At 62.9% G+C, this 17,613-nt stretch carries 11 protein-coding genes; 8 read left to right on the top strand and 3 right to left on the bottom strand.

What is annotated here, in order from left to right; all coding sequences use genetic code 11:
* Positions 1-11: 11 nt before the first annotated feature.
* Both ACF8O8_RS05705 and ACF8O8_RS05700 read left to right on the top strand, forming a co-directional pair.
* The gene (locus tag ACF8O8_RS05705) at positions 12-1,208 is read left to right on the top strand and encodes an aromatic amino acid transaminase (protein WP_003247729.1); all 1,197 of its coding nucleotides are present in this window, start codon (positions 12-14) and stop codon (positions 1,206-1,208) included.
* Positions 1,209-1,493: 285 nt separating this feature from the next.
* The gene (locus tag ACF8O8_RS05700) at positions 1,494-2,774 is read left to right on the top strand and encodes a serine/threonine transporter (RefSeq protein ID WP_392509363.1); all 1,281 of its coding nucleotides are present in this window, start codon (positions 1,494-1,496) and stop codon (positions 2,772-2,774) included.
* A 71-nt stretch (positions 2,775-2,845) separates the two neighbouring features.
* On the opposite strand, the gene ACF8O8_RS05695 is transcribed toward ACF8O8_RS05700, so the two are convergent.
* Positions 2,846-4,033 carry a Bcr/CflA family efflux MFS transporter gene (locus ACF8O8_RS05695; RefSeq protein ID WP_392509362.1) on the bottom strand — a complete coding sequence of 396 codons (1,188 nt, stop codon included), beginning with the start codon at positions 4,031-4,033 and terminating at the stop codon, positions 2,846-2,848.
* Between the two features lie 300 nt (positions 4,034-4,333).
* On the opposite strand from ACF8O8_RS05695, the gene tpx reads away from it, so the two are divergent.
* The 6 genes from tpx (at position 4,334) to ACF8O8_RS05665 (ending at position 16,393) form a co-directional block, all read left to right on the top strand.
* A complete protein-coding gene (tpx, locus tag ACF8O8_RS05690; protein WP_010954437.1) occupies positions 4,334-4,834 on the top strand; it encodes a thiol peroxidase in 501 nt (166 codons plus the stop codon).
* Positions 4,835-5,181: 347 nt separating this feature from the next.
* Complete coding sequence (locus ACF8O8_RS05685) at positions 5,182-6,489, top strand: MdtA/MuxA family multidrug efflux RND transporter periplasmic adaptor subunit (protein ID WP_010954436.1); 1,308 nt, start codon at positions 5,182-5,184, stop codon at positions 6,487-6,489.
* The gene (locus ACF8O8_RS05680; protein ID WP_350298002.1) at positions 6,486-9,584 is read left to right on the top strand and encodes an MdtB/MuxB family multidrug efflux RND transporter permease subunit; all 3,099 of its coding nucleotides are present in this window, start codon (positions 6,486-6,488) and stop codon (positions 9,582-9,584) included. The genes ACF8O8_RS05685 and ACF8O8_RS05680 overlap by 4 nt, the downstream gene beginning before the upstream one ends.
* Complete coding sequence (locus ACF8O8_RS05675; protein WP_392509361.1) at positions 9,581-12,688, top strand: efflux RND transporter permease subunit; 3,108 nt, start codon at positions 9,581-9,583, stop codon at positions 12,686-12,688. Before ACF8O8_RS05680 ends, ACF8O8_RS05675 begins: the two co-directional genes overlap by 4 nt.
* Positions 12,685-14,175: an efflux transporter outer membrane subunit gene (locus ACF8O8_RS05670; RefSeq protein WP_392509360.1), complete on the top strand. Its 1,491-nt coding sequence runs from the start codon at positions 12,685-12,687 to the stop codon at positions 14,173-14,175. The genes ACF8O8_RS05675 and ACF8O8_RS05670 overlap by 4 nt, the downstream gene beginning before the upstream one ends.
* Positions 14,176-14,305: 130 nt before the next feature.
* Positions 14,306-16,393, top strand: coding sequence for a putative bifunctional diguanylate cyclase/phosphodiesterase (locus ACF8O8_RS05665; protein ID WP_392509359.1), 2,088 nt, complete (start codon positions 14,306-14,308; stop codon positions 16,391-16,393).
* Here the strand turns inward: ACF8O8_RS05665 and ACF8O8_RS05660 are convergent.
* Positions 16,390-16,650, bottom strand: coding sequence for a DUF1652 domain-containing protein (locus tag ACF8O8_RS05660; protein ID WP_003247746.1), 261 nt, complete (start codon positions 16,648-16,650; stop codon positions 16,390-16,392). The two genes, ACF8O8_RS05665 and ACF8O8_RS05660, sit on opposite strands and share 4 nt — an antisense overlap.
* Positions 16,651-16,924: 274 nt before the next feature.
* Positions 16,925-17,572: a DUF1345 domain-containing protein gene (locus ACF8O8_RS05655; protein ID WP_003247748.1), complete on the bottom strand. Its 648-nt coding sequence runs from the start codon at positions 17,570-17,572 to the stop codon at positions 16,925-16,927.
* Positions 17,573-17,613 lie beyond the last annotated feature (41 nt).

Here is a 17,613-nt window from a genome sequence, read left to right as displayed (position 1 = left end):
AGCTGCACGCTGTGTTCAAACATGTCGATGCCTATGCCGGCGACCCGATCCTCTCGTTGATGGAAACCTTCAAGGCCGACCCGCGCGCCGACAAGGTCAACCTGAGTATTGGCCTGTACTACGATGAGGCCGGCGTGGTGCCGCAACTGGCGGCGGTGGATGCGGTGGAAAAACGCATTGCCGGTCAGGACCACGAAGCCTCCCTGTACCTGCCAATGGAAGGCCTGGCCAGCTACCGCCAAGCCATCCAGGCGCTGCTGTTCGGTGCTGATCACCCGGCCGTGACCGGCGGTCGTGTGGCCACCGTACAGACCGTGGGTGGCTCCGGCGCCCTGAAAGTCGGTGCCGATTTCCTCAAGCGCTACTTCCCGCAGTCCGAAGTCTGGGTCAGCAACCCGACCTGGGACAACCACCGCGCCATCTTCGAAGGTGCAGGCTTCAAGGTGCACACCTATCCGTACTTTGACCAGGCCACCCGTGGCGTGGACTTCGACGGCATGCTGGCCACCTTGCAGAGCCTGCCGGCCAACAGCGTGGTACTGCTGCACCCGTGCTGCCACAACCCTACCGGTGCCGATCTGCAGCAGCACCAGTGGCAACAAGTGGTCGAAGTGGTCAAGGCACGCCAGCTGATCCCGTTCCTCGACATCGCTTATCAAGGCTTCGCCGAAGGTCTGGTGGAAGATGCCTACGCCATCCGCGAAATGGCCCGTGCCGGCGTGCCGTGCCTGGTCAGCAACTCCTTCTCGAAAATCTTCTCGCTGTATGGCGAGCGGGTGGGCGGCCTGTCGGTGGTGTGCGATGACGAGGCCACTGCCCAGAGCGTGCTTGGCCAGCTGAAGGCCACCGTGCGCCGCAACTACTCCAGCCCGCCCAACTTCGGCGCCCAGCTGGTTGCCGGCGTACTGAGCGATGCTGGCCTGAATGCCCAGTGGGCCGAAGAAGTCGAAGTGATGCGCAAGCGTATTCTCGACATGCGCCAGGCGCTGGTCGATGCCCTGGCCGTGCTGCTGCCGGGCCAGGACTTCCAGTTCTTCCTGCGCCAGCGCGGCATGTTCAGCTACACCGGCTTTAGCGTCGAGCAGGTACGTCGCCTGCGTGACGAGTTCGGCGTGTACCTGATCGACAGCGGCCGTGTGTGCATGTCCGGCCTGCGCCCGGCCAACCTGCAACGGGTTGCCGAAGCGTTCGCTGCCGTTCAGAAGTAACTCGCCAACGGGCCAACTGCGGCCCCTCCTGTGGGGCGCGGTTGGACTTTGTGGGAGCGGCCCCCAGAGGCTGCCCCACAGGCGCCCAGGCCGCTACATTCCACCGATCGACACCAGCAATGCCTTCCGCTTGTAAAGACAAGTGCAACCGCTCCTCGGAAAAGGGCTTCGCAAGTGCAACCTTTCCGTGCACAATCGCGCCCCTCTTTTCCGGTTGAGTTGGGCGAAACGTCTATTTCGCCATTCTCAGCCTGTTGCAGTCTTGCGAGTGGAGCTTCACCCGGAATGAATGAGCAGGCCCCAAGCGTTGAACAACGCTTTGCAGAATCGACCCCCGCCGCCCTCGGCATCTGGGCGCGTCACGACACCACCTGGATGCTGGGCCTGTTCGGCACAGCCATCGGCGCCGGGACACTGTTCCTGCCGATCAACGCCGGCCTTGGCGGCTTCTGGCCGCTGCTGATCCTGGCCGTGCTGGCCTTTCCGATGACCTATTTCGCCCATCGCGGGCTGACCCGTTTCGTCCTTTCCGGGCGCGATGGCAGCGACATCACCGAAGTGGTCAAGGAGCATTTCGGCATCACCGCCGGTGCCTCGATCACCGTGCTGTACTTCTTCGCCATCTTCCCGATCCTGCTTATCTACAGCGTGGCGCTGACCAACACCGTGTCCAGCTTCATGGAGCACCAGCTGCACATGCAGCCGCCGCCACGGGCAATCCTGTCATTCGTGCTGATCCTCGGTCTGCTGGCCATCGTGCGCTGCGGGGAGCAGGCCACGGTCAAGGTCATGAGCCTGCTGGTCTACCCGTTCATCGTCGCTCTGGCGTTGCTGGGCCTGTACCTGGTGCCGCACTGGACCGGTGGCATTCTCGACAGCGCCACAGAGGTGCCGCCGGCCTCGGCCTTCCTGCACACCCTGTGGCTGGCCATTCCGGTGATGGTGTTCTCGTTCAACCATTCGCCGATCATCTCGGCCTTTGCCGTCGACCAGAAGCGCCGTTACGGCGCGCACGCCGACGAGCGCAGCGGCCAGATCCTGCGTCGTGCCCACCTGTTGATGGTGGTGATGGTGCTGTTCTTCGTGTTCAGCTGCGTGCTCACCCTGAGCAGCGCCCAGCTGGCCGAAGCCAAGGCGCAGAACCTGTCGATCCTGTCGTACCTGGCCAACCACTTCAGCAACCCGACCATCGCGTTCGCTGCGCCGTTGATCGCCTTCGTGGCCATCGCCAAGTCGTTCCTCGGCCACTACATCGGCGCCAGCGAAGGCCTGAAGGGCATCATCGCCAAGACCGGTGCGCGCCCAGGCGCCAAGGCCCTGGACCGCGTGGTTGCCGCACTGATGCTGGTGGTGTGCTGGATCGTCGCCACGCTCAACCCGAGCATTCTCGGCATGATCGAGTCGCTCGGCGGCCCGATTCTCGCGGTGCTGTTGTTCCTGATGCCGATGTACGCCATTCGCCGTGTGCCATCGATGCGCAAGTACAGCGGTGCGGCCTCCAACGTGTTCGTCGTTGTGGTCGGCCTGGTTGCGCTGACTTCGGTGGTGTACGGCCTTGTAAGCTGATTCACCCGTTTCATTCAAGAATGCCCGGGTCGCTTGTCGCCACCCGGGTATTTTTTTGCCTGATCAAGGTTTCAGCAGCGTTGCATTCCATCATCCTTGGTGCATGCAAGCAGCCACCCTCCGCACAGGCTGGCCACCACGAACAGCACGCCCAAGCCGGCCGGTAGCTCGCTTTCCAAACCTGCGACCACACTGCTCGTGAAACCGGCACCGGCGAACAGCAATGTCGTATTGAGCGACGCTGCCGCACCTGCCTGACGCGGATAGCGCGCCAAAGCCTGGGTCGTTGCGGCGGGGCGTACCAGGGTTGTCCCGGTGGTACAGACAATCATCGGCAGTAGAGCCCCCAGCACAGATAAACCTGCCACCCATTCCCACATCAAAAGGGTGATGCCCGCAGTACTTATAAGCAGCAAGCCTGCTTTTATTTGAGTTTGCGGGCTTACGCGACTGTTCAGGTAGGCCGCAGCCATGCCGCCGACGATGTATGCCAACCCATAGCCGATAAAGACCAGAGAGAATTGATAGGCCGTCAGCTCCAGCCTGCCCATCAGCAGCAAGGGTGCTATGACGATAAAGGAAAAATGGCAGGCAAAGGCGAGGCTGGAGAGCATGGAATGCGCGAGATAGTCCGTGTCTCGCAGCATCACCCGATAACTGGACATGCTTGGCGCCCGGTCATGCGACGCAGGTGTGTCATGGAGCAGCACACACGATAAAAGTGAAACGATTGCAGCGATGATCACGAATACCGTAAAGCTGGCCTCCCAGCCAAAGGACTGTTGAAGAAAGGCACCTGCCAGCGGTGACAGGGAGATGAACAACCCGCTCGCGCTTGTTAACAGGATGCGCATGGCATTGCGTTGTGTACCGCTGTAGAGGTCCTGCACAAGCGCCTGGCCTAGCACGAGGCTGCCGCAACCCAGGGCCTGCACCAAGCGAAAGGCCATGAACGTTTCATAATGAGTTGAAAATACGCAACCGAGCGCCCCCACAATGGATACGCTCAACCCAGCGAGCAACAAACGCTTGCGCCCGATGCCATCCGACAGTGGGCCGATCACGATTTGCGCCATGGCCACACCAACAGCAAAAAAGCTCACTGAGTACGCAATCTGTTTTGTGTCGACCCGAAACTCATCTGAGAGCGCAGGGAATGATGGGAGGATCACGTCCAGAGGAAACACACCCAGCAGACATAACAAAATCAGCAACGTCGAGCACAGGTGGCGCCGGAGCGAACCAGCGGGGCGGTTCATGCCATTAACTCCTCGATTGGAACTGCAAGAAATAGCTTTCGTCATCCAGTAAATCAGTACGCTAAAGATGTACAAGGTGAGCTTGGTAGCGAAACTTCCGATAGAGGTGTAGGAATTGTATGGAGAGGTCGGGATGGGCGTTCGGCAGCGGTGAGGCAACTGGCCATAACCGCGGCTATCGGCATTTTTTGTCCACAAAAATCGTCCGGCAATGGAACAATTTCACCTGCCCCCATAGGCACCCGGCTGCCTTCATGCTTAACTCAGTGTCCTTTTCAAACCCCGCATAAGGATTTCGTCATGGCTCAAGTGACTCTCAAAGGCAACCCGGTCCAGGTCAACGGCAACCTGCCACAGGCCGGCGCCCAGGCTCCGGCTTTCTCCCTGGTAGGTGAAGGCCTGGCTGACAAGTCGCTGAAAGACTACGCCGGCAAGCGCAAGGTGCTGAATATCTTCCCAAGCGTCGATACCCCGACCTGCGCCACCTCGGTGCGCAAGTTCAACGCCCAGGCCAACGACGTTGCCAACACCGTGGTGCTGTGCATCTCGGCTGACCTGCCGTTCGCCCAGGCACGTTTCTGCGGCGCCGAAGGGCTGGACAATGTGAAGAACCTGTCGACCCTGCGTGGCCGCGAGTTCCTCGAGAACTACGGCGTAGCCATCGCCGACGGCCCGCTGGCCGGCCTGGCCGCCCGCGCCGTGGTGGTGCTGGACGAGAACGACAAGGTGCTGCACAGCGAACTGGTTGGCGAAATTGCTGACGAGCCGAACTACGAGGCGGCGCTGGCTGTACTGAAGTAAGGATTGCGTGGGGCAGGGCGGGCGTCTGTAGCCTGTGCTGGCCTCTTCGCGGGTAAACCCGCTCCTACAACGTGCGGCACAGTTTTCAAAGGCTGTGACATCCCCGTAGGAGCGGGTTCACCCGCGAAAGGGCCAGACCAGGCAACCGAACCTTCAGGCCCGCCACCGCTCCAAGCAACACCCTGTAACGGCCCGGAACACGTTCCGGGCCGTTTTCATTTAAAATTCCGCCTCTTGGCAACGTCAGGCAAAGGTAAACCTCTGGTAAAGGCCCTTTGCTAAAACGATGGCAGTGCTTATCGTTCATCCTCCTCAAGTCGTCATTCCGAACAAGGTTCGTTCAACCCATGCAAGCGTCCAATTCCCGTTCCCTTCGTCGCTGGCTCGTCGGCCTGCTGATCCTGCTGCTGGTGGCTGCACTAGCCTGGTGGCTGTGGCCCGCAGCGACGCCTGCGCATAAAGAAGCCGGTGGCGTGCGCGGTGGCAAGGGCATGGGCATGATCGGTGGCCGCCCAGGTTTTGGCGGCTCCAGCGACCCGGTACCCGTACGCGTCGTGCCGGTGCGGATAGGCGACTTCCCCCTCTACTACAAAGCCTTGGGCACGGTTACCGCGACCAATACGGTCAATGTGCGCAGCCGCGTGGCTGGCGAACTGGTGAAAATCCACTTCAAGGAAGGCCAGCGCGTCAAGGCTGGCGACCTGCTGGCCGAAATCGACCCGCGCCCTTATCGCATCGCCCTGCAGCAGGCCGAAGGCACCTTGGCGCAGAACCAGGCACAGTTGAAGAACGCTCAGGTCGACCTGGCCCGCTATAAAGGCCTGTACGCTGAAGACAGCATCGCCAAGCAAACACTGGACACCGCCGAAGCCCAGGTTGCGCAGTTCCAGGGGCTGGTCAAGACCAATCAGGCACAGGTCAACGACGCCCGCCTGAACCTCGATTTCACCCAGATCCGTGCGCCCATCAGTGGCCGTGTGGGCCTGCGCCAGCTCGATCTGGGCAACCTGGTGGCCGCCAACGACACCACCGCGCTGGTGGTGATCACCCAGACCGAGCCGATCAACGTCGCCTTCACCCTGCCGGAAACCGAACTGAGCACTGTGCTGGAGCGCTACCGCAGTGGCGCCAGCCTGCCGGTCGAGGCCTGGGACCGCGGTGACAGCAAGCTGCAATCCACCGGTGTGCTGGGCAGCATCGACAACCAGATCGACACCACCACCGGCACGCTTAAGTTCAAAGGCCGTTTCGAGAACAAGGACCTGGCCCTGTTCCCCAACCAGTTCGTCAACGTGCGCTTGCTGGCCGACACCCTCAAACAGGTGGTCATGGCCCCGGCCGCGGCCATCCAGTTTGGCAACGATGGCACCTTCGCCTATGTGGTCAATGAGCAGAGCACCGTCAATGTCCGCAAGCTGAAGGTGGGTGCCAGCGATGGCGAGAACAGCGTCATTCTCGACGGCTTGAAGGCCGGCGACCGTCTGGTGCTGGAAGGCACCGACCGCCTGCGCGAAGGCACCAAGGTGGAAGTGGTCGAAGACAGCTCGCAAGTGCCGACTAGCCCGGGCCAGCACCTGCAAGGGCAGGAAGCCAAGGGCGCGGCGCAAACAGGTGAAGCACAACCCGGCAACGCAGCAGGCAAGGCGGGCGCATGAACCTCTCGCGCCTGTTCATCCTGCGCCCGGTCGCCACCACGCTGAGCATGCTGGCCATCGTGCTGGCCGGCCTGATCGCCTACAAGTTGCTGCCGGTTTCCGCCTTGCCGCAGGTGGATTACCCGACCATTCGCGTCATGACCCTGTACCCCGGCGCCAGCCCGCAGGTGATGACCAGCGCCGTCACCGCGCCGCTGGAACGCCAGTTCGGCCAGATGCCGGGCCTGGAACAGATGGCCTCGACCAGTTCTGGCGGTGCGTCGGTGCTGACCTTGCGTTTCAACCTCGACATGAACATGGACGTTGCCGAGCAACAGGTGCAGGCCGCGATCAACGCCGCCAGCAACCTGCTGCCCAGTGACCTGCCGGCACCGCCGGTGTACAACAAGGTCAACCCGGCCGACACCCCGGTGCTGACCCTGGCCATCTCCAGCAAGACCATGCCGCTGCCCAAGCTCAACGACCTGGTCGATACCCGCGTGGCGCAAAAGCTTGCGCAAATCAGCGGCGTGGGCATGGTCAGCATTGCCGGTGGCCAGCGCCAGGCGGTACGCATCAAGGTCAACGTCGACGCCCTGGCGGCCAATGGCTTGAATCTGGATGACGTGCGCACGCTGATCGGTGCCTCCAACGTCAACCAGCCCAAAGGCAACTTCGACGGCCCGACCCGGGTGTCGATGCTCGATGCCAACGACCAGCTGCGCTCTCCCGAGGAGTACGCCAACCTGATCCTGGCCTACAACAACGGTGCGCCGCTGCGCCTGAAGGATGTGGCCGAAATCGTCGACGGCGCCGAGAACGAGCGGCTGGCCGCCTGGGCGAACGAGAACCATGCAGTGCTGCTGAACATCCAGCGTCAGCCGGGCGCCAACGTGATCGAAGTGGTCGACCGCATCAAGGGCTTGCTGCCGTCGATCACCGACAACCTGCCGGCGGGCCTCGATGTATCGGTGCTGACCGACCGCACCCAGACCATCCGCGCTGCGGTCAAGGACGTGCAGCACGAACTGCTGATCGCCATCGTTCTGGTGGTGATGGTCACCTTCGTTTTCCTGCGCCGTTTCAGCGCCACCCTCATTCCGTCGATTGCCGTGCCACTGTCGCTGATCGGGACGTTCGGGGTCATGTACCTGGCCGGGTTCTCGGTCAACAATCTGACACTCATGGCCCTGACCATCGCCACCGGCTTTGTGGTCGATGATGCCATAGTCATGCTGGAGAACATCTCCCGGCATATCGAAGAGGGCGAGACGCCCATGCAGGCGGCACTCAAGGGCGCCCGACAGATTGGCTTCACCCTGATTTCGCTGACCTTCTCGCTGATTGCGGTCCTGATCCCGTTGCTGTTCATGGCGGACGTGGTCGGTCGCCTGTTCCGCGAGTTCGCCATCACGCTGGCAGTGGCCATTCTGATTTCCCTGGTGGTGTCCCTGACCCTGACGCCGATGATGTGCGCGCGTCTGCTCAAGCGCGAGCCCAAGGAAGAAGAACAAGGCCGCTTCTACCGCGCCAGTGGCGCCTGGATCGACTGGCTGATCCAGCACTACGGCAGTGCCCTGCAGTGGGTGCTCAAGCATCAGCCGCTGACCTTGCTGGTGGCGGTGGCCAGCCTGGTGCTCACGGTGTTCCTGTACATGGTCGTGCCCAAGGGCTTCTTCCCGGTGCAGGATACCGGGGTGATCCAGGGTATTTCCGAAGCGCCGCAGTCCACCTCGTTCGCTGCCATGAGCGAACGTCAGCAGGCCCTGAGCAAGGTCATCCTGCAAGACCCGGCCGTGCAGAGCCTGTCGTCCTACATTGGCGTAGACGGCGACAACGCCACGCTCAACAGTGGTCGCCTGCTGATCAACCTCAAGCCCCACGGCGAGCGCGATGTCAGCGCCAGCGAAGTGATCAGCCGCCTGCAGCCGCAGGTCGACCGGCTGGTGGGCATCCGCCTGTTCATGCAGCCGGTGCAAGACCTCAGCATCGAGGACCGGGTCAGCCGGACCCAGTACCAGTTCAGCCTGTCGTCGCCGGACGCCGACCTGCTGGCGCAGTGGAGCGGCAAGCTGGTGCAGGCGCTGCAGCAGCGCCCGGAACTGGCCGATGTGGCCAGCGACCTGCAGGACAAGGGCTTGCAGGTGTACCTGGTAATCGACCGTGACATGGCCAGCCGCCTGGGGATCAGCGTCTCGCAGATCACCAATGCCCTGTACGACGCCTTCGGCCAACGGCAGATCTCGACCATCTACACCCAGGCCAGCCAGTACCGCGTGGTGTTGCAGTCCAGGGACGCCGCCACGATCGGCCCGCAAGCGCTGGAGTCGATCCACGTCAAGGCCACCGATGGCGGCCAGGTGCGCCTTTCGGCGCTGGCGCGGATCGAGCAGCGTCAAGCGCAGCTGGCTATTTCCCACATCGGCCAGTTCCCGGCGGTGACCTTGTCGTTCAACCTGGCCCACGGCGCGTCGCTGGGCGAAGCCGTGCAGGTGATCGAGCAGGTGCAGAAGGACATCGGCATGCCGCTGGGTGTGCAGACCCGCTTCCAGGGTGCGGCGGAGGCCTTCCAGGCGTCGCTGTCGAGTACCCTGCTGCTGATTCTGGCGGCGGTGGTGACCATGTACATCGTGCTGGGGGTGCTGTACGAAAGCTACATCCACCCGATCACCATCCTCTCGACCCTGCCGTCGGCGGCGGTCGGTGCCTTGCTGGCCTTGCTCATCAGCGGTAACGACCTGGGCATGATCGCCATCATCGGCATCATCCTGCTGATCGGTATTGTCAAGAAGAACGCGATCATGATGATCGACTTCGCCCTGGAGGCCGAGCGCAATCAGGGCATGAGCCCGCGCGATGCCATCTACCAGGCGGCGTTGCTGCGCTTCCGGCCGATCCTGATGACCACCCTGGCCGCGCTGTTTGGTGCGGTGCCGCTGATGCTTGCCACCGGTTCGGGCGCCGAGCTGCGCCAGCCACTGGGCCTGGTGATGGTCGGCGGGTTGCTGGTCAGCCAGGTGCTGACGCTGTTCACCACTCCGGTCATCTACCTGTACTTCGATCGCCTGGCCCGCCGCCTGCGCCCGGCCACTGACGTGAAGCAGGCCCAGGCATGAACCTGTCCGGGCCTTTCATTCGTCGCCCGGTGGCGACCATGCTGTTGAGCCTGGCGATCATGCTGCTGGGCGGGGTCAGCTTTGGCTTGCTGCCGGTGGCGCCTCTGCCGCAAATGGACTTCCCGGTGATCGTGGTGTCGGCGAACCTGTCTGGTGCCAGCCCCGAGGTCATGGCGTCCACCGTGGCCACACCGCTGGAGCGCAAGCTGGGCAGCATCGCCGGCGTCACCACGCTCACCAGCAGCTCCAACCAGGGTTCGACACGGGTAGTCATCGGCTTCGAGTTGGGCCGTGACATCGATGGCGCAGCCCGTGAGGTTCAAGCGGCGATCAACGCTACCCGCAACCTGCTGCCCAGTGGCATGCGCAGCATGCCCACCTACAAGAAGATCAACCCGTCGCAGGCGCCGATCATGGTGCTGTCGCTGACTTCGGATGTGTTGCAGAAAGGCCAGCTGTATGACCTGGCCGACACCATCCTTTCACAGAGCCTGGCTCAGGTGTCGGGGGTAGGGGAGGTGCAGATCGGTGGCAGTTCGCTGCCGGCCGTGCGCATTGCCGTCGAGCCGCAACTGCTCAACCAGTACAACCTGTCGCTGGACGAAGTGCGCACCGCAGTATCCAACGCCAACCAGCGCCGGCCCATGGGCTTTGTCGAAGACGCCGAGCGCAACTGGCAGGTGCGGGCCAACGACCAGTTGGAAAGCGCCAAGGATTACGAGCCGGTGGTGATTCGCCAACAGAACGGCACCATTCTGCGCCTGTCTGACGTGGCGACCGTCACCGACGGCGTTGAAAACCGTTACAACAGCGGCTTCTTCAACGACCAGGCAGCGGTGCTGCTGGTGGTCAACCGCCAGACCGGCGCCAACATCATCGAAACGGTCGACCAGATCAAGGCGCAGCTACCGGCACTGCAGTCGTTGCTGCCTGCCAGCGTGCAACTGAACGTGGCCATGGACCGCTCGCCCGTGATCAAGGCCACCCTCAAAGAGGCCGAGCACACCCTGCTGATCGCCGTGGTGCTGGTGATCCTGGTGGTCTACCTGTTCCTCGGCAGCCTGCGCGCCTCGCTGATCCCCAGCCTGGCGGTGCCGGTATCGCTGGTGGGCACGTTCGCAGTCATGTACGTGTGCGGTTTCTCGCTCAACAACCTGTCGCTGATGGCGCTGATCCTTGCCACCGGGCTGGTGGTGGACGATGCCATCGTGGTGCTGGAAAACATCTCCAGGCATATCGAGAACGGCCAGCCGCCGATGAAGGCGGCCTACCTGGGCGCCAAGGAAGTGGGCTTCACCTTGCTGTCGATGAACGTGTCGCTGGTGGCGGTGTTCGTCTCCATCCTGTTCATGGGCGGCATCGTGCGCAACCTGTTCCAGGAGTTTTCCATCACCCTAGCGGCGGCGATCATCGTCTCGCTGGTGGTGTCGCTCACCCTTACACCGATGCTCTGCGCCCGCTGGCTCAAGCCGCACCAGGCCCAGCAGACACGCCTGCAGCGCTGGAGCGACACGCTGCATCAGCGCATGGTTGCTGCCTATGACCACAGCCTGGGCTGGGCCCTGCGCCACAAGCGGCTGACCCTGCTCAGCCTGCTGGCCACCATCGGCATCAACATCGCCCTGTACGTGGTGGTGCCCAAGACGCTGATGCCCCAGCAGGATACCGGCCAGTTGATGGGCTTCATCCGGGGTGACGACGGCCTGTCGTTCACGGTGATGCAGCCGAAGATGGAAATCTACCGCCGCGCCTTGCTGGCCGACCCGGCAGTACAGAGCGTCGCCGGTTTCATCGGTGGCAACAGCGGTACCAACAACGCCTTTGTGCTGGTGCGCCTGAAACCGATCAGCGAGCGCAAGATCGACGCGCAGAAGGTGATCGAGCGCCTGCGCAAGGAACTGCCCAAGGTGCCCGGCGGGCGCCTGTTCCTGATGGCTGACCAGGACCTGCAACTGGGGGGTGGTGGGCGTGACCAGACCTCTTCTCAGTACCTGTATACCCTGCAAAGCGGCGACCTGGCGGCGTTGCGCGAATGGTTTCCCAAGGTGGTCGCGGCGCTGCGTGCACTGCCTGAGCTGACCGCCATCGACGCCCGCGATGGTGCCGGTACCCAACAGGTGACGCTGGTGGTCGACCGTGACCAGGCCAAGCGCCTGGGCATCGACATGGACATGGTCACCGCAGTACTGAACAACGCCTACAGCCAGCGGCAGATCTCCACCATCTACGACAGCCTCAACCAGTACCAGGTGGTGCTGGAGATCAACCCCAAATACGCCTGGGACCCGAGCACGCTGGAGCAAGTGCAGGTGATCACCGCCGACGGCGCCCGGGTGCCGCTGTCGACCATCGCCCACTACGAGAACAGCCTGGCCAACGACCGGGTCAGCCACGAAGGCCAGTTCGCTTCGGAAGACATCGCCTTCGACGTCGCCGAGGGCTACAGCCCCGACCAGGCCATGGCGGCACTGGAGCGCGCGGTGGCCAAACTGGGCCTGCCCGAGGAGGTGATTGCCAAGCTCGGCGGCACTGCCGATGCCTTTGCCCAGACCCAGCAGGGCCAGCCATTCATGATCCTTGGCGCACTGCTGCTGGTGTACCTGGTGCTGGGCATTCTGTATGAAAGCTACATTCACCCGCTGACCATTCTATCGACACTGCCTTCGGCGGGCGTCGGTGCCTTGCTGGCGCTGTACGTAACCGGTGGCGAGTTCAGCCTGATCTCGTTGCTGGGGCTGTTCCTGTTGATCGGGGTGGTGAAAAAGAATGCCATCCTGATGATCGACCTGGCCTTGCAGCTGGAGCGCCATCAGGGCTTTTCGCCGGAAGAGTCGATCCGCCGGGCCTGCCTGCTGCGCCTGCGGCCGATCCTGATGACCACCCTGGCGGCGATCCTTGGCGCATTGCCGTTGCTGCTGAGCCAGGCTGAAGGCGCAGAAATGCGTCAGCCGCTGGGCCTGACCATCATCGGTGGCCTGGTGTTCAGCCAGATCCTCACCCTTTATACGACGCCGGTGGTTTACCTGTACCTGGACCGCCTGCGCCACCGTTTCAACCGTTGGCGCGGCGTGCGCACCGACGCCGCTCTGGAAACCCCGCTATGACTTTTGCCCAGACCCCACTTCACCGTGCCCTGCAGGCACTGACCCGTGGCCGTGGCTCGCGCCTGCTTGGTGCCGGGTTGTGCGTGGCCTTGCTCAGTGCCTGTACCCTGAGCCCGGACTACCACCGCCCCGAGCTGAACAGCACGGCGGCGCAGTTCAAGCACGCCGAAGGCTGGACCCAGGCCTCGCCGTCCGACGCCATCGCCCGCGGCTCCTGGTGGGAAATCTACGGCGATGCCGGGCTCAATGCGCTGGTCGAAGAGCTCAACCGCAGCAACCAGACCGTGGCGCAATCAGAAGCCCAGTATCGCCAGGCCCAGGCGCTGGTGCGCAGCAGCCGTGCGGCGCTGTTCCCCAGCCTGGACCTGAGCACCAGCAAGAACCGCTCGGCGCAGGGCACCGGCAGCTCCAGTTCCAGCCTGTCCAATAACAGCAGCGGCATTCGCAACACCTACAACGCGCAGTTGGGCGTGAGCTGGGAGATCGACCTGTGGGGCAAGCTGCGCGAAACCCTGAATGCCAACGAGGCCAGTGCCGAAGCCAGTTTCGCCGACCTTGCGTCGATCCGCTTGAGCCAACAGTCGGAACTGGTGCAGAACTACCTGCAATTGCGGGTGATCGATGAGCAGAAGCGCTTGCTGGAAGCCACCGTGGCGGCTTATGAGCGCTCGCTGCGAATGAACGAAAACCAGTACCGCGCCGGTGTCGCCGGCCCGGATGCCGTGGCCCAGGCCCGTACGCAGCTCAAAAGTACCCAGGCTGACCTGATTGACCTGATCTGGCAGCGTGCGCAGTTCGAAAACGCCATCGCCGTGCTGCTGGGCAAGGCTCCGGCCGACTTCGCCCTGGCCGACAGCAAGGCGATTCCCGCGTTGCCGCAAATACCGGTTTCGCTGCCTTCGCAGCTGCTGGAGCGGCGCCCGGACATCGCTGCAGCCGAACGCAACGTGATGGCGGCCAACGCCAACATCGGGGTGTCGCGGGCAGCCTATTTCCCGGACCTCAGCCTGAGCATGAGTGGCGGTTATTCCAGCAGCAGCTTCAGCAACTGGATCGAGCTGCCCAACCGCTACTGGTCGGTAGGCCCGCAGCTGGCGCTGACCCTGTTCGACGCCGGCAAACGCAGCGCCGAGGTCGACCGCACGGTGGCCGTGTATGACCAGACGGTGGCGCAGTACCGCCAGACCGTGCTGGACGGTTTCAGGGAAGTGGAAAACCTGCTGGTTCAGCTGAAGGTGTATGGCGATGAAGCCGTGGTGCGCCAAGAGGCGCTTGATGCTGCCCGCGAGTCGTTGCGCCTGACCGAGAACCAGTACCGCGCCGGGCTGATCGGCTATCTGGATGTGGTCAACGTGCAAACCACGGCGCTGAGCAACGAGCGCAGCGTGCTGAACCTGCTGCAAGGGCGCCTGGTGGCCAGTGTGCAACTGGTGGCTGCGTTGGGCGGCGGCTGGGATGCAGAGCAGGCGTTTGCCGAGCAGAATTGACCACGCGCAAGGGCGGGGCGCTGGGGTTATTGGATCCATTCCCATTCGCAAAAACCCCGTGCGTTTCGCTTAAGCTTGAGTACAATCGTCAGCTTTTGCCGGGCCCCCTTTCCCGGCGCTGGAACTCTCAATGCTGACCGGTAGCTACTCCTCTTCGCTGGTGTTGATTTCGCTGTGCGTGGCGATCCTGGCATCCTATACCGCCCTTGACCTGACCGGCCGCATCGCCACGGCCAAGGGCCGCGCTGCCTGCCTGTGGATGGGCGGCGGTGCGTTGGCCATGGGCATCGGCGTGTGGTCGATGCACTTCATTGGCATGCTTGCCTTCAGCTTGCCCATCGACTTGGGGTACGACCTGGCCCTGACCGCGTTCTCGCTGCTGATCGCTGTGCTGTCCTCGGGCTTTGCCTTGTGGCTGGTCAGCCAGCCGAGCCTGCCAGCGCTGCAGTTGGGGTTTGGCGCGCTGATCATGGGCGCCGGTATCGCTTGCATGCACTACACCGGCATGGCTGCCCTGCGCATGCTGCCGGGCATCGATTACGACCCGACGTTGTTCGGTGCTTCGCTGCTGATTGCCGTAGGCGCCTCGGCGGCGGCATTGTGGATCGCGTTCCGCCTGCGCAGACACACCCCCTATGTACGGCAGATCCGCGGCCTGGCGGCGGTGGTCATGGGCGTTGCCATCGTGGGCATGCATTACACCGGCATGGCAGCGGCGAACTTCCCCGAGGGCAGCTTTTGCGGCGCGCTGGGCGGCGGGTTGCAGGGGGACAGCCTGGTTTACCTAGTGCTGATCACCACGCTGGCAGTACTGGCAGTGGCTTTGCTGACTTCGGTGCTGGACGCGCGTCTCGAGGCACGTACAGCCGAGTTGGCCCGTTCGCTGACCTTGGCCAACCAGGAACTGACCCAACTGGCCTTGCACGACACCCTCACCGATCTGCCCAACCGTACCCTGCTGGCCGATCGCATCGAACAGGCCATCGCCAAAGTGGCGGAGCAGGGCGGCTGTTTTGCCCTGATGTTCATTGATCTGGACGGTTTCAAACCCGTCAACGATGCCTTTGGCCATCATATTGGAGACCTTCTGCTCAAGGCAGTGGCGGCCCGCCTGCGCGGCCACCTGCACAGCCAGGACACGCTGGCTCGGATTGGCGGCGACGAATTCGTGCTGCTGGTGGAACTGCAGGAGCCGAACGATGCCATGGACGTGGCGGTCAAGCAGGTCAACCTGGTGTCCCGGCCTTTCCGCGTGGCCGAGCACGACCTGCAACTGTCGGCGAGCCTGGGCATCGTCCTGTATCCGGGCAACGGCCAGGACCAGCACGAGCTGCTGCGTAACGCCGACGCTGCCATGTACCATGCCAAGAGCGCCGGCAAGAACGGTTACAGCTTCTTCGATGTGTCGATGAACAGCAATGCGCGCCAGCAGTTGCAGCTGCTGCAGGACTTGCGCCTGGCGCTGGAGCAGCGCCAGTTCCGCTTGCATTACCAGCCCAAGTTCGACGCCCAGGCCTGCCAACCGATCGGTGCCGAAGCGTTGCTGCGCTGGGAGCACCCGCAGCAGGGCCTGCTGCTGCCTGACCGCTTCATCGGCCTGGCGGAAAAGACCGGGCTGATCATCCCCATTGGTGAGTGGGTACTCACTGAGGCCTGCCGTCAGATGCGTCAGTGGCTGGACCAGCGGCACCATGGCTGGCGCATGGCGGTGAACCTGTCGGCCATCCAGTTCTGCCATACCGGTCTGGTCGACAGCGTGGCCCGCGCCCTGCAGCAGAACGGCTTGCCAGCCAACTGCCTGACACTGGAAATTACCGAAACCACCGCCATGCACGATGCCGATGCCAGCCTGACCGTGCTGCAGCGCCTGTCCGACATGGGCGTGGACTTGTCCATTGATGACTTTGGTACGGGCTATTCCAGCCTGATGTACCTCAAACGCCTGCCAGCCAACGAGCTGAAAATCGACCGCGGCTTCGTACGCGATCTGGAGCAGGACAGTGACGATGCAGCGATTGTTTCGGCAATCGTCGCACTGGGCCAGGCGTTGGGCCTGCGTATCGTTGCCGAGGGGGTTGAAACCGACAAGCAGCAGGACTTCCTGACCCGTCTGGGGTGTGATTCGTTGCAGGGCTACCTGCTGGGCCAGCCCGTGCCGGCCGAGCAGTTCATGAGCAAGTTGCAGGCCATGGGCCCGGAACTCACTGCTGCGGGCTAGACTGCATCGCGCAAGGTAAAGGCGGGTATGAAGGCATCCATTTCCGCCTCGACGGCCTCGATGATGCGCTCTACATCGGCGGCGGCCATGATCGCTGCACAGGGGATACCCGCAATCGCCAGCAGGGTTTCACCGCTGGCGCGGTCGAACAGCCGCGCGACCATGCTGCGTGGCGCATCCATGCTGGCCTCGAAGCCCAACGGATGGAAATGCCAGCGCATCACCTGGCAGGCGTTGGGGAACGTCATCTTGTTCATGCCAGCCTCCTTGTCCGTACCTGGACGTGATGAGCGGGTGGCCACATCGATGCGGCCGCCGGGAAACTAAAGATAGCACCTGCTAGGCGCAATTTTCGCTTGCAAGTACGACAAATGTGCGAATGCATGACGCTGGTCACACCCTTGTCATGGGCGCAGTGTGACGGCTGGCTGCATGGCAAACGTTTTCCCGGCCGCAAGGTGCCAGGTAACCTTCGGATTTGGTGACTTTCGCGGACGTTCGACGCGCAGGTTTTTCAGACGAGCGGCTTGCTTAGCCCAGCAATCCGGCGGCGATGTTGATAGTGAACCCCAGAATCGCCGTATTGAACACGAAGCCCACCAGCGAATGCGCCAGCACCACCCGCCGCAACCCACGCCCGGCGACGCCCACGTCTGAGGTTTGCACCGCCACGCTGATGGTGAACGAGAAGTAGTGGAAGTCCCAGTAATCCGGGTTGCGCTCGCCATCAGCGAAGCGTAGTGGGGGTTCGTGGTTTTGCCCGGTATAGAACAGGCGGGCGTAGTGCAGGGTGAATATGCAGCCGATCAGCAGCCAGGAACCGGCGACGGTCAGGCCGGTGTAAAGATAGTGCACGGCCAGGGCCGTGCCTTGCAGGCCGCGGCTGGAGACCAGTTGCAGGGTGACCGCGGCAAGGCTGGCGATGGCGGCGATGCACACGGTCAGCAGGACCAGGCCGGCGTTCTCGTCTTCGACGCCGGCGACCTTGCGGACCTTTTCCGGGCTGGCTGTCCAGCTCAGGTAGAGCACCAGCAGCAGGTACAGCCACACCCCCAGGTTCCAGCCAGCGAGGATGTGCTGCACGGTATCACCGGCGGGGATCAGCCAGGCGCCAGCGAGGCCGACTGCAGCGGCGAGGCTCAGGCGAGGGTGGGTGCGGGTCAGACGATGGAAAGCCATGGAGCCTCGTTCACAAGGGGTATGGCTTGTACTCTAGACCG

The sequence above is a fragment of the Pseudomonas sp. TYF_14 genome (assembly GCF_043105275.1).
In the GTDB taxonomy this organism is placed as follows: Bacteria; Pseudomonadota; Gammaproteobacteria; order Pseudomonadales; family Pseudomonadaceae; genus Aquipseudomonas; species Aquipseudomonas alloputida.
This window is presented reverse-complemented; position numbering and strand designations above follow the sequence as displayed.

Excerpts from the sequence above, each read along its gene's own strand:
- tpx (WP_010954437.1), top strand. The coding sequence starts at position 4,334 with ATGGCTCAAGTGACTCTCAAAGGCAACCCGGTCCAGGTCAACGGCAAC.
- ACF8O8_RS05680 (WP_350298002.1), top strand. The coding sequence starts at position 6,486 with ATGAACCTCTCGCGCCTGTTCATCCTGCGCCCGGTCGCCACCACGCTG.
- ACF8O8_RS05675 (WP_392509361.1), top strand. The coding sequence starts at position 9,581 with ATGAACCTGTCCGGGCCTTTCATTCGTCGCCCGGTGGCGACCATGCTG.
- ACF8O8_RS05660 (WP_003247746.1), bottom strand. The coding sequence starts at position 16,650 with ATGAACAAGATGACGTTCCCCAACGCCTGCCAGGTGATGCGCTGGCAT.
- ACF8O8_RS05685 (WP_010954436.1), top strand. The coding sequence starts at position 5,182 with ATGCAAGCGTCCAATTCCCGTTCCCTTCGTCGCTGGCTCGTCGGCCTG.
- ACF8O8_RS05695 (WP_392509362.1), bottom strand. The coding sequence starts at position 4,033 with ATGAACCGCCCCGCTGGTTCGCTCCGGCGCCACCTGTGCTCGACGTTG.
- ACF8O8_RS05655 (WP_003247748.1), bottom strand. The coding sequence starts at position 17,572 with ATGGCTTTCCATCGTCTGACCCGCACCCACCCTCGCCTGAGCCTCGCC.
- ACF8O8_RS05670 (WP_392509360.1), top strand. The coding sequence starts at position 12,685 with ATGACTTTTGCCCAGACCCCACTTCACCGTGCCCTGCAGGCACTGACC.
- ACF8O8_RS05700 (WP_392509363.1), top strand. The coding sequence starts at position 1,494 with ATGAATGAGCAGGCCCCAAGCGTTGAACAACGCTTTGCAGAATCGACC.
- ACF8O8_RS05665 (WP_392509359.1), top strand. The coding sequence starts at position 14,306 with ATGCTGACCGGTAGCTACTCCTCTTCGCTGGTGTTGATTTCGCTGTGC.